10 protein-coding genes and 1 pseudogene are annotated in these 13,132 nt (G+C 43.9%); 4 read left to right on the plus strand and 7 right to left on the minus strand.

Annotation, left to right across the window (positions count from 1 at the left end; translation table 11 throughout):
• From A3G19_RS09935 to A3G19_RS09965, 7 genes and pseudogenes are all read right to left on the minus strand, one after another.
• Nucleotides 1-308: pseudogene (locus tag A3G19_RS09935) on the minus strand (sodium:proton antiporter); the annotation flags it as partial.
• A gap of 73 nt (nucleotides 309-381) precedes the next feature.
• On the minus strand, nucleotides 382-1,977 hold the full coding sequence (locus A3G19_RS09940; protein ID WP_294872477.1) for a cation:proton antiporter: 1,596 nt from the start codon (nucleotides 1,975-1,977) through the stop codon (nucleotides 382-384).
• A gap of 45 nt (nucleotides 1,978-2,022) precedes the next feature.
• Nucleotides 2,023-3,516, minus strand: a complete 1,494-nt coding sequence (locus A3G19_RS09945; RefSeq protein WP_294872479.1) for a SulP family inorganic anion transporter — start codon at nucleotides 3,514-3,516, stop codon at nucleotides 2,023-2,025.
• A 258-nt stretch (nucleotides 3,517-3,774) separates the two neighbouring features.
• A complete protein-coding gene (locus tag A3G19_RS09950; protein ID WP_015652735.1) occupies nucleotides 3,775-5,142 on the minus strand; it encodes a sodium ion-translocating decarboxylase subunit beta in 1,368 nt (455 codons plus the stop codon).
• Nucleotides 5,142-5,393, minus strand: a complete 252-nt coding sequence (locus A3G19_RS09955; RefSeq protein WP_015652734.1) for an OadG family transporter subunit — start codon at nucleotides 5,391-5,393, stop codon at nucleotides 5,142-5,144. The genes A3G19_RS09950 and A3G19_RS09955 overlap by 1 nt, the downstream gene beginning before the upstream one ends.
• 41 nt (nucleotides 5,394-5,434) lie before the next feature.
• Nucleotides 5,435-6,874 (minus strand): L-aspartate oxidase, encoded by a 1,440-nt coding sequence (gene nadB, locus A3G19_RS09960; protein WP_294872481.1) that lies wholly within the window; start codon nucleotides 6,872-6,874, stop codon nucleotides 5,435-5,437.
• Complete coding sequence (locus A3G19_RS09965) at nucleotides 6,864-6,989, minus strand: lipoprotein (RefSeq protein WP_291750916.1); 126 nt, start codon at nucleotides 6,987-6,989, stop codon at nucleotides 6,864-6,866. Before A3G19_RS09965 ends, nadB begins: the two co-directional genes overlap by 11 nt.
• Nucleotides 6,990-7,105: 116 nt before the next feature.
• Here A3G19_RS09965 and uvrC point away from each other — a divergent pair, with 116 nt between their 5' ends.
• From uvrC to A3G19_RS09985, 4 genes are all read left to right on the plus strand, one after another.
• Complete coding sequence (gene uvrC / locus A3G19_RS09970) at nucleotides 7,106-8,914, plus strand: excinuclease ABC subunit UvrC (RefSeq protein WP_015652732.1); 1,809 nt, start codon at nucleotides 7,106-7,108, stop codon at nucleotides 8,912-8,914.
• A gap of 70 nt (nucleotides 8,915-8,984) precedes the next feature.
• A complete protein-coding gene (locus tag A3G19_RS09975) occupies nucleotides 8,985-9,398 on the plus strand; it encodes a PAS domain-containing protein (protein ID WP_294872490.1) in 414 nt (137 codons plus the stop codon).
• A gap of 10 nt (nucleotides 9,399-9,408) precedes the next feature.
• Nucleotides 9,409-11,010, plus strand: coding sequence for a hypothetical protein (locus A3G19_RS09980; protein WP_294872484.1), 1,602 nt, complete (start codon nucleotides 9,409-9,411; stop codon nucleotides 11,008-11,010).
• A 16-nt stretch (nucleotides 11,011-11,026) separates the two neighbouring features.
• On the plus strand, nucleotides 11,027-13,132 hold a 2,106-nt coding region (locus A3G19_RS09985), incomplete at its 3' end, for an ATP-binding protein (RefSeq protein ID WP_294872487.1).

The raw sequence follows: 13,132 nt of genomic DNA on the forward strand, positions 1-13,132 counted from the left end.
CCTCGCTCAACCAATGCCTCGATATAGGTCATCGCGACAAACAAGAAAAAGAAGATCTCAGCGATTTCCAAAATCAGATGATCGACTTCGTGCTCAAACGGAGTTAAATCCGCCCCGACGCTCACATAATAAAGTCCGATCAGGACAAACATCAACGTTCCGGTAAAGAGTGCCGGTTTCGCTTTATCGATATGGTATTTCTCTTCAGCAGCGATAAAATAATACCCTATGACAAAAATACTAAGAAGTAGCCATCCAAAAGGGTGAAATACTAAGTCTATAGGCTGTTCCGTGATAACGGTAGTCATAATTTTGTTCCTTTTGTATTGGTTGAAAATTAAAAATCGTAGTTTATCGTAAAAAAAAGTCTTAACGCATTGATCAATCGATAATAAGCCGAGATACCTGCTGACTCATCACATCATTTTCAATGATAATATTGCTAATTCCTAGTTCGGCAATAATATTTTTTTCATGCTGTGTATGTACTTTGACAATAATTTTGGAGTTATCAACAAACTGCTCAATCGTTTGGCATACATGATAGAGTTTTGCCGGATTATCAATCGCGACAATAACGTATTTAGCCATATGAATATTGGCTTTTTTTAATACCTCTTTTTTAAGAGCATTACCGAAAATAGCAGGCTCTCCCATCTTTTGAATCTCGTGAAACGTGTTGATATTGTTTTCGATAGCGAGATAAAATTCACCTTTTTCTTTGAGTGCTGCGGCAACGTTGCGCCCAAACTCGCCGAATCCCAAAATAATCGTGTGATCTTTTAACTCATCCGAAAAGAGTTCATTTTCTATATTTTCATCCTCTTTTTTTATAAACATATCGGTAAGAGGGGTGAGATGTTTCAAGATAAGCGGAGTGATAATCATCGATAAAACGATCGTTGCGATCAATACTTGGCTGTAGGGTTGTGCGATCAGATCGTTTGAGCGTGCCAACTCCAAAATTGCCAGTGAAAACTCACCGATTTGTATGAGACTAAAAGCCGTCTTGAGCGTGACTCTTTTGCTTTCATCAATCTTAACAAGAGCGAAAATAATGATAAATTTCAGGACCATAACACCCATCAATATCGCCAAGATGAGAGGGAGTTGAAAAATCAGCAAGAAAAAATCTATCTGCATCCCTACGGTGATAAAAAAGATACCGAGCAATAAATCCCTAAAGGGGATCAAGTCGGCTTCCGCCTGATGTTTGTATTTCGTTTCGGCGATCAGCATACCTGCGATAAAAGCACCCAAAGAATAGGAAAAACCCAAAACATGCGCTAAATACGATGCACCAATCGCCAAAAACAAAACACTTCCTACAAAGAGTTCATCCGAGTTTGTTTTAAGGATTTGGGTTAAAAAAGGCTCCAGAATATGCTTTCCAAAAACCCACAAAAAGGCCAATAATATAACCGCACTTAGTACCATATCCTGCAATGCCAAAGAGATATTTGTGGAATTGCTGCTCATAAACCCGATAATAAGCAAAATAGGGATAACGGCGATATCCTGCATAATGAGAATCCCCAGCGATCTTTGCCCGTGTCGGCGGTTGATTTCACCACTTTCGTTTAAAAGTTTAAGGACAATAGCAGTTGAAGAGAGGGCAACAACAAGAGAGATAATAAAAGCAGAATTTTGCTCAATATGTAATCCGTAATAGGTAAGGAAAAAAACAAGAGAAGATGTGAGAAGTATTTGCAATGTTCCCGTGACAAATACTTCATACTTCATCCGCTTTAAATGAGCTACAGAAAATTCCAACCCGATAGTAAACATCAAAAACACAACCCCGAATTCGGCGATCTCTTTTAGATCATGATTACTGACCGCATCATGAAGATTAAAGATATACGCTATCGTCGTTCCCGTTATAATATAGCCGATAATGGTAGGCAGATGAATTTTACGAATAAAAATATTGATTAGGAGTGATAAGAGCAATGTTGTTACAATAATCGTTAACAAGCCAACCCCTCTCTTTTATTTTTCAGTTATTTTAACGTATTAGCATTAATGCCCGCCCATTACCTTTTCAATGTCAGAGGGTTTGTCGTGAATGCCGAAACGATCGATAATCGTTTGGGTCGCTTCATTGTGTCCGATCACTTCAACCTCTTTTCCCATATTACGCAGTTTTATCACTGCTTTATCGAGAGCATAAACGGCAGTAATGTCCCAAAAATGAGCACGTGTTACATCGATAATGACTCTTTTGACATCCTCTTTATAATCGAATGCATCGGCAAAACGATCGGCGGAATTAAAGAAAATCTGCCCGATAAATTTATAGATACGGGTACTGCTCGTCTCTTCGAAGTATTTCTCCCAGTACATAAAGTGGCTAATTTTATTGGCAAAAAACAGCGATGCCAGCAATACCCCTGTAAATACACCCAATGCCAGATTATGAGTTCCCACCACTACAAAGACGGTAGAGAGCATTACGATATTCGTTGAAAGCGGAAGTGTTTTTAGCCCTTTAATCGAGTCCCAGTTAAATGTCCCTATCGAGACCATAATCATCACGGCTACGAGTGCTGCCATCGGGATTATTTTAATCAAATCGGACATAAAGACGACCATAATGAGGAGCAATACCCCTGCGGTGAGGGTAGAGAGACGTCCTCGTCCCCCTGATTTGACGTTGATAACCGATTGACCGATCATTGCACAGCCTGCCATCCCCCCCATACATCCGCTGGCGATATTGGCGATCCCCTGCCCTTTGGCTTCGCGGTTTTTATCGCTGTCGGTATCGGTCATATCATCAATGATGGTTGCCGTCATAAACGACTCCAACAGCCCCACCGCCGCCAATGCCGCAGCGTAAGGGAAGATAATCGCCAACGTCTCAAAATTCATCGGAACATCGGGCCATAAAAAGATCGGCAATGTATCGGGGAGTGATCCCATATCGCCGACGGTACGGACATCAATCCCCATCGCAACCGTAACCGCAGTCAGCGTGATAATGGTGACTAACGGTGAGGGAATCAATTTTCCGATAGTAGGGATATAGGGGAAAAGATAGATAATCCCTAACCCCGCTGCTGTAAGGGCGTAAACGTGCCACGTCACATTCGTAAGCTCCGGCAGTTGAGCCATAAAAATCAAAATGGCCAATGCGTTTACAAATCCGATCACGACGGTTCGAGAAACGAAGCTCATAAGAACCCCGAGTTTCAAATACCCTGCAAGGATTTGTAATACACCCGTCAAAAGGGTCGCTGCCATCAGGTACTGCAAGCCGTACTCTTTGACGAGTGTCACCATAAGCAGTGCCATTGCCCCTGTAGCCGCTGAGATCATCCCGGAGCGACCACCGACGAACGCGATCACCGCTGCGATACAAAATGAGGCATAAAGTCCCACTTTTGGATCAACTCCGGCTATAATCGAAAAGGCTATGGCTTCGGGAATGAGGGCAAGAGCGACAACAATACCGGCGAGGATATCGCCTCGGATATTACCGAACCACTCTTGTCTTGGGGACATCAATAACATTGAAGCTCCTGTAATAATAGGGTTAACTGTGTTTATCTTTCTTCGCATAATCACGTAATGTGATGAAGAGACCCAAACAAAGAATTAGAGATTCATGAATATGAGGGGTAGATGAAGATTATAGACAGCAATGCGTAATTATGCCGAAAGAGTACTTTGACATGACTTTACAAAATTTTTCAAGAAGAGTGTTAAACGTCAGCTTTCTCCCGTATCCGAAAGATACGGGTAGCTTTAGAAGGTTATAAGGGACATCAACTATTTAAACAGTGCGATCATAACACCCGCAGCAACCGCAGAACCGATAACACCGGCAACATTCGGTCCCATTGCGTGCATCAGCAACATATTGCTAGGGTCGTCTTTCATCCCTTCTTTTTGAGAGACACGAGCCGCCATCGGAACCGCTGAAACCCCCGCAGAACCGATTAATGGATTAATTTTCTCTTCGCTGAATACGTTCATGAGTTTCGCCATCAAAACTCCAGCAGCCGTTCCGACGGAAAATGCCAAAAGACCAAGACCCAAAATAGCCAACGTATCGACAACCAAAAACTGCTCTGCCGCCAGTTTCGATCCTACGGCAAGACCTAAGAAAATGGTGACAATGTTGATCAATGCATGCTGCATCGTATCACTCAAACGATTGACAACGCCCGTCTCTTTAAAGAAGTTACCAAGTGCAAACGCACCGACCAACGGAGCCGCATCGGGAAGAATAAAAATAATCAGCATCAGTACAAGAATCGGGAAAAGGAGCTTTTCGAGTTTCGTAACGTGACGCAGTGTACGCATACGGATTTTTCGCTCTTCAGGAGTCGTCAATGCTCTCATAATAGGAGGTTGAATAATCGGAACCAATGCCATGTACGAATATGATGCAACGGCAATCGCACCTAAAAGCTCCGGAGCTAACGTCGAAGCGATAAAGATCGACGTCGGGCCGTCCGCTCCGCCGATGATACTGATAGCGGCAGATTGTTGCAACGTAAAATCAAAAATTGTTGTATATTGGCTGAGGGCATACGCACCGACGAGGGTTCCAAAAATACCGAACTGTGCCGCACCGCCCAAAAGAGCAAGTCTCGGGTTGGCGAGGAGCGGTCCGAAATCGGTCATTGCCCCTACCCCCATAAAAATCAGGAGAGGAAAAAGACCGTTGGCAATCCCCATATGATAGATGATACCGAGCAAGCCATCCGGCCCCGCCATGTTTGCGATTGGGACGTTGGCAAGTAACCCGCCGAATGCGATGGGTAGAAGCAATAACGGTTCAAACCCTTTGGCAATCGCCAGATAAAAGAGGACGAAAGTGACCAAAAACATAATCAGCCGTCCCCACGTTTGGTGGAAATCCGACATCGGTTCGCCATGAGAAGTCAAAACCCCTTTTTGAGGCTCTACAAGAGCACTGATTCCTGTCGTGTGATAGAAGTTAATCATCATTTCATTGAAACTCATCGGTTGATAGTTCTCTTCACGATAAGTTGATTTTTTAGGTGCCTCAGTTTCAGATGCGACCGTTGTTGCAGTTTCCACCGTAGTATCAGTTGCCGTAGGCTCTGAGGCCATGCTCGACAAAGAGAGACTTAATATCATTGCAAGAGAAAAGAATAATTTTTTCATTAAATTTTCCCCTCTCGTTCTAATTGATGATGATGCTGTAATGCACCTAAAATAGCAGCAATTTTTGCATTCTCATTATTTTTTTGGACCGGAGCTTTTGGTGCAGATGTGTGTGAATGTACTTTCGGTGCTTCCGGGAAATAACGAAGAAGCAGTTTTGACATCAGTTTAGTCATGTAAATCATAATAATAAGGAAGAGGTAAACCGTCCCCATCCCCAAAAACATGATTTTTATACTTTCGAAAAACATTAAAACTCCTTATATTTATATGGTGAATTATAACTAACGTTTTATTTTATAATATAGTGAACTCCGATCGATTCCGTTCTCTTCTGAGCACTCTCCACGATAGCTCTAGCCGTCAAAAGACGAAGTTTCAACAGCTTCCCGATTGGCTCACGCAACAGCGCTTCAATCTTCTCTTGTGCTTCTTGAAGCCCTTGCGGTGTCCGAACGATCGAAGCCTTCTCCCACATAATATGTCGAAGCTGATCTTTTTTCTCTTTATCCCCCGACATTTCCAGCGGTTCGTCTCCAATGTCAAACGTTTTAGTGCAATGTGAAAATGAATGTGAGAGGATTGAAAGGGCGACTTTTTGAGCGTATACCAGCCCTTCTAAAAGCGAATTGCTCGCCAAACGGTTTGCACCGTGGACTCCGGTCGAAGCGGCTTCACCCACAGCATAAAGCCCTTTGATCCCCGGCACATTCCCCTCTAAATCGGTTTTTATTCCCCCGATCGCGTAATGAAATGCCGGAGAGATAGGAACACGCTCTTTAGGCAAATGAAATCCCATATCGTTCAGTGATTTGTAAATGTTGGGAAACCGCTCTTTGAAATATTCGCTTTCAAAATCTTCGCACGAGAGATAAACCTGTTTCCCGCTCCGCTTTTTGTAATCGAAAATAGCGCGGCTGACAATATCGCGAGGAGCCAGTTCCCCGCGCGGGTCGTACTCGAACAAAAAGCGGTATCCGTTGTCATCTACGACATGAGCACCTTCCCCTCGGAGTGCTTCGGAGAGGAGCTGTTTACGTGCCCAATCATTCGCCACAAAAACCGTCGGATGAAACTGCATCATCTCCATCGATTCGAGTTCAATCTTCTTTTCGATACAAATTCCGTGAATGTCCCCACTGATGCTCGAAGCATTCGTATGGTATTCGTACAGCGATCCTACCCCGCCGCTGGCGATAATAACATTATCGGCCAAAATAATTTTTCGCTTCCCCTCAATCAGAACTTCCACTCCGCAGCATTGGGCGTTCTCAATCAACAAATCGATTACGGTAGCCTCGCTAAGCATCGGATGGGGGTTTTGATTCAACAAGAAAAAGTGTAAATATCTCCCCGTCGCATCCCCTCCGGCATGGAGAATCCGACTGCGCGAATGGGCCGCTTCTTTGGTGTACAGGAGATTTCCTTCTTCGTCTTTGTCAAACGAGAAACCCCGATCAATGAGATCATGAATAACGCTCTGAGAATTTTCACTCAGTATTCGAACTGCCTCTGCATCACACATCCCCGCACCCGCGTCCAGCGTATCTTGGATATGCAGTGCAATATCAGCATTATCGTACGCCGTGGTAACTCCCCCTTGGGCATAATAGGTGTTGCATTCCCACGGATACGATTTGTTGATCACCAAAACATTCAGCGTTTTTGGCAGACCTATCGCCGCGTATAAACCTGCAATTCCGGAACCGATAATGACTACATCATAACGCAACGGACGATTCCTTTGCCGGAGCCGGTTTTTCGTAATACGGGGGAGCTTTATAGCCGCATCCGCTCAAAAATAGTATGATGGCGACAATGACGCCCACTGCAAATATTTTTGACATCGTTCCCTCTTTTTTTAACTAAATGTTACACACTAAAATGAGCAAAGCCCATTGTCAGTTCTTTAATGACGGATGGTATAATAGCTTCAATAAATTATTGATTAAAGAGTTCAGCGATGGTCAATCAGATTCGCTCTTTGCCTCAGGTTGCAGGGATTTATCAGTATCTTGATGAAAAAGGTCGAATCCTCTACATCGGAAAAGCCAAAAACCTCTCCAAACGGGTCAAAAGCTATTTTAATCTTACCCCTGAACTTTCACCCAAAACATCGCTCTCCTTGCGTATCCAAAAAATGCTCTCTGAAACCGTGGGGCTTCACTATATTATCGTTGAAAACGAACACGACGCTCTGATTTTGGAAAACTCGCTTATTAAACAGCTCAAACCCAAATACAATATCCTCTTGCGTGATGACAAAACCTATCCCTATTTGTATGTCGATATGGAAGAACCCTACCCAAGATTCGAGCTTACCCGCAAAATTATCAAGGGCAAAGGGGTCCGCTACTTCGGCCCTTTTTCCATCGGGGCACGTGACATTCTCGACTCTTTGTACGAACTGCTTAAACTGGTACAGAAAAAAAGCTGTTTGAGAGGAAAAAAAGGGTGCCTCTTTTACCAGATGGAGCAATGCCTCGCTCCCTGCGAATTTCCAGTACCGCGTGAGAGCTATCTTCCGATGGTACAGCAGGGGATCGAATGGATTCAAAACAAACGGCGTCTCATCAAGCAACTCGAAGCGAAAATGGAGTTTTATTCCGAATCGCTCCGCTTTGAAGAAGCCCTGATACTAAGAGACCGGATTGAGCGGATTTCCAAAAGCGAAATCACCTCCCAAATAGATCTGGCCTCGACCGAAAACTACGACGTATTCGCCATAGCCGTGAACGAAACACGCGGCTGTATTCTCCGTCTTTTCATCCGCGAGGGGAAAGTGGCTTCCAGCACTCACGATTTCATCCCGGTTACCCCCTATTTCTCGCTGGATGAGGCGTACGAGCGGACACTGGTGGGGTTCTATGGCAGTGAAAAGCCCCCTATCATTGCCCCTATCCTGACAGCCCACCCGTTTGAATCGAGAGACTGGGTTCATGAACATCTAAGTGAACTTTTCGGTAAAAAAGCTCACTTAGAAACGCCTCAGCGAGGCGGGAAAAAAGAGCTGATCGATCTCGCCATTACTAATGCCCATGAGCTTCTGCGGACACCGCAACCTACCAATGAGGTACTCTTATCTCAGATTCAAGAACTCTTTGGACTCGACACCCTCCCCAATCGGATCGAAATATTTGATAACTCTCACCATGGAGGCGATGCCATAGTAGGAGCAATGGTCGTTTACGATAACGGCCATTTTGATAAAAAAGGGTATCGTACCTATCACTTACAAAGCCGCGATGAATACGGACAAATGTCCGAAATGCTCCGTCGCCGAATCGAAGGGTTCGAATCCAATCCTCCACCGGATTTATGGGTTTTGGATGGCGGTTCTACTCTACGGACTTTAGCGGTTGATCTACTGAATTCTCATGGTATTCATCTCGATGTCATCGCTATCAGCAAAGAGAAAATTGACGCAAAAGCCCATCGCTCCAAAGGGGCCGCTCATGATATCCTTCACACGGAGCATCAAATCTTACGGCTGGAGAGTTCTGATAAACGGCTTCAGTTTATCCAAATGCTTCGAGATGAAGCTCACCGTAGTGCCATTACCTTTCATAAAAAAGTTAAACTAAAACGTGACCAGCACTCTAAATTACTACTGGTTCATGGAATATCACAACCAAAAATTCATAAATTAATCGAGTATTTTGGAACGTATGAAGCCATCGCAAAAAGCGATTTTGAGACACTTTGTGACCTAATCGGGGAAAAAGATGCAAAAAATATCCAAAATTGTTACACAGAGAAGATCTCTAAGTAATCTTTTATGGAGTTTATGCCATATTCCAAGGATTGTGTTTTCAGCAGTTTTTTAGCTAAGGGGTCAAATGATGGGAAAACCTATTCCAATCGATGAAGAGTATCTTTTTGACGGGCGCGCTATTGTTAGCGAAACAGACTTGCATGGTGTGATCACTTTTGCAAACCGAAAATTTTGTGAAATCTCCGGCTACAGCGTCGATGAGCTCATTGGTCAACCGCATAACATCATCCGTCATCCGGATATGCCCAAAGCGGCGTTTGCACTTATGTGGAAAACAGTTCAGTCCGGGACACTTTGGCACGGATTGGTCAAGAACCTCCGCAAAGACGGCCGCTATTATTGGGTTGATACGGAAGTAACCCCAACCTATGATGAGAACGGGAAGCTCAAAGGGTATATGGCAGCCCGAAAACCGGCATCTCGAAAAAATATTGAAGAGACGGCTGCGTTGTACCGAAAAATGATCGAACAAGAACAATAAGGGGAAATGAGTGCTATTTTATAATCATAAACACGAATTTATAGGAATCGATGAAGATGGGCTCAAGCTTTTAAATTATGCAACCCTCGACGATCTGTTAGAAGTATGTGAAGATGTCGCCGATCTTTTTGCAAAAGAGCCGGGGTATATCCACAACTTCAAAAGCTTTGGCTGGATCGACTTTCTTCTCCATGCCGATTCGGATGCCAGATCAGCTATCGTTCACGCACATGGGAAAACATTTTCATGTACATTGAGTGTCCATAACTTTTTCCTGTGTGCAGAACCCGGGCAAAATGGCTATATGATTGATATGACCCATATTCAGTCCATTAGCGGCGATGAGATCAAACCCCATACCATCACCCCTAAAGCTCAGCCGGAATTCAAGTCTGCCCCTGTCGAAACGCCTGCACCTTTTGCTCCAAGTACCAATATTCTCCCCGATTATGGACATATCACCCCTACAACACTGACTGAACCCGGAACCTTGGATATTCCTGCAACCATCGATGATTCAGAACCGCTTGGTGAGCCTGCAGAGGATTTGTATGCCAAACTTTCCCTCCCGCTGAATGAAGAAGAACTGCACGAAGAGCTTCCACCAGCAGCGCCTGTCGTTGAAGAACGTGTAGAGCGTCCGATGCTCGGTGATGTTTATTACAGCACTGCAGAAAAAGGGTTTTTGGAAACGCTTAAAGTCGATAAATCATACCGCTTTGACCCAAATGTTGCAGCGCATGAGCTTGGCCTTCCGGTCGATTTGATCCAAGAATTTATCGGTGATTTTATTCAACAATCTTACGAGTTTAAAACCGAACTTTTTGATGCGGTCCACAAAGGGGATAGCAATAATATCAAGATTCTTTCCCATAAGCTCAAAGGGGTTGCAGCCAATCTTCGTATTGAAGATGCTTTTGAAACCCTCAGCATTATCAATACCGCTAATGACCCGATCGAAATCGAAGCAAATCTCAAATATTTCTACACGATTATTGCAAAACTCGAGGGGAAAGAGCCGCCTAAAGAGGCAGAAAATATCCCGTTCTTTAAACCGGAAACAGCAGAAGAACCCGCCTCAGACCTGAAGGTATCCGTTCCTGCCGATGCGATGGAAGAAGATGATATCTATAGTTTCATGCTTAAAGACGATGCCCCTGCTCCCACCGAAAAGACCAAGGAAGTAATCGCCGATTCTACCGATGATGAAAATTTCCTTAAACCCCTTAGCAATGAACCTTTCGAAGATACATTAAGCATCAACCTTGATGATTCGGATGAAACAACTACGGCCGCTGAATATCCGACTCCCCCTTTGCATTATGATAAAATATTCATTTCAGGGCAGCTGGGCATTGAGCATGATTTCTTTGATGAGCTGATTGATGAGTACAAGCATGATGCCCTTACATCAGGAAAAGCAATTACCGCAGCAATTGGGGCATTTGATACCCATGCTTGGAAAAAAACTGCTTCTCAACTCAAGGGGATAAGCGATAATTTACGTTTAAGCGAAATTTCCGATGAGTTGGCGATCTTGTCTCAAACCAATGATGCTCAAGAAGCCAATAAAGCTTCCAAACGACTCAATAGCTTTATCGAACAACTATAAATTTATAGGAGAACCAATGCAATTAGGACTTAGAAATCGACTTCGCCTTATCAGTCTCTTGCCAATTCTGATACTTTTCACCCTTGCGAGCTACTATGTTTATAACGCGTATGTCAGCTATAAAGGGGCCGGACAGCTCCAAGTGAGACTTGAGGGTAATAAACAACTCAATGATCTTATCAACAACCTCTCGCGTGAACGTGGTATGACGGTTATGTATATGGGTAACGCTTCAGCTGCCACCCTCAAATCGCTCCACGCGCAACGTACCATTGTTGATCAAAAAGTAATCGATTACCAAAAACATCTTGCTACGCTTGCTCGCACCAATGCACAAGAAGCTGCCAAGGCCAATGATCTGTCGAAACTCATCATCACGCTTCATAAAGAGATTGTGCAATCTCGACCAATTGTTGATAGCGGCACCGCTGATTTTAATAAAATTTTTACCGATCTTTACGGCAACTCGGAAGAGAAGCTAATTAATGAACTCGCAGACCTTGCAACGCTCCATTTTGATGAAGAGGTCAACTCCCTCTCTTCAAGCTATCTCTCGCTGGTACGCGCAAACGAATACAGCAGTATCGAACGTGACTATATCACCTACGTTCTCTCTCGTGCAACGCCGCTTGCCGAAGATGAGCTAAATAAATGGATTTCTCTGATCGCCAAAGCCGATACTTTTAATCTAGAAGGTATCAGCAATAAAGCGATTCAAACCACGTTGAAAGAATCTCTGTTTAACGAAGACAACACCGAGCTTTACCTTGATATTACGACTGAGCGAACCGGTATTTTGCAAGCGGCTACTACCGGTGTTTATGAAACACAATCGGGTATCTGGTTTGCAATGATTTCAGAAAAAATCGACGCGATCAATGAAGCTGAACAAGTTTTGATCGAAGCGATGGACCAACGTGCCCTCGTCGTTCAAGAGCAAGCGGTTCAAATTCTGGTTATTGCAATCGGTGTTTGGATTTTAGGGGTATTGGTAGCCATTCTAGGCTATCTCTTCTCTGCTGAGATCACTACCAACATCAAAAATCTCGAATCGGTTTTGAAACGGGTTGCGGAAGACACCCATGATAATGAGGCAGAAGCACTCAGTCATTCGATTAATCTTGATACGACTGCCGGAACGGCGCAGGCGTACGCCCTTTTGGAACGTATCATTGAACAAACGCTCAATGACAAACAATATGCGATGGAAGCATCCGAAGCCAAATCAATGTTCTTGGCGAATATGTCCCATGAAATCCGTACTCCGCTTAACGGTATCGTCGGATTTACCGAACTTCTCAAAGATACGGAACTCCATGATGAACAGCGCGAATTTATTGACATCATCGAAAAAAGTTCAGAAAATCTTCTCGAAATTATCAATAACATCCTTGACCTCTCAAAAATTGAGAGTAATAAACTTGAAATCGAAGAGATCGTCTTTAATCCGATGGACGAGTTCGAGAGTGCCGTTGAAGTATACGGTGTTCGTGCTTCTGAAAAACATATCGACCTTGCTTGTTATGTTGATCCAAGCCTTGAGCGTCCGCTCAAAGGGGATCCGACTAAAATCAAAGAGGTTATTATCAACCTCCTCAGCAATGCCGTCAAATTTACCAATAGCGGTGGGGCGATCAGTGTCGATATCCGCCGCGTAGAGTGTGAAACCCTTAACCGTGCACGTATCCGTTTCGAAGTCAAAGATAACGGGATTGGGGTTACCAGTGAACAACGTTCACGCATTTTCGAAGCGTTTTCTCAAGCAGATACATCCATTACCCGTAAATACGGCGGGACCGGTCTTGGTCTTACCATCTCGAGCCGCTTTGTTGAACTTATGGGATCACAACTCGATCTTGAAAGTGAACCGGGCAATGGAACAACCTTCTTCTTTACCTTAGAGTTTGAAGAGATTGAAACCCTTAATGAACCGCTTAAAGGATCATTTTCCAATATCAATGCGGTCATCTTGGAGAGCCACAGCAAGAAAAAACTCCAAAATACTTACCTCAAAGAATATTTGGACTACTTCGGTGTCAGCTATACCACTTTCCATGAATTGGATGAACTTAAAATGTTGGAGCGTCAGGTCAATTATGACCTCCTCTTTATTGACAACGAT

The organism is Sulfuricurvum sp. RIFCSPLOWO2_12_FULL_43_24 (assembly GCF_001829605.1).
Classification (GTDB): Bacteria; Campylobacterota; Campylobacteria; order Campylobacterales; family Sulfurimonadaceae; genus Sulfuricurvum.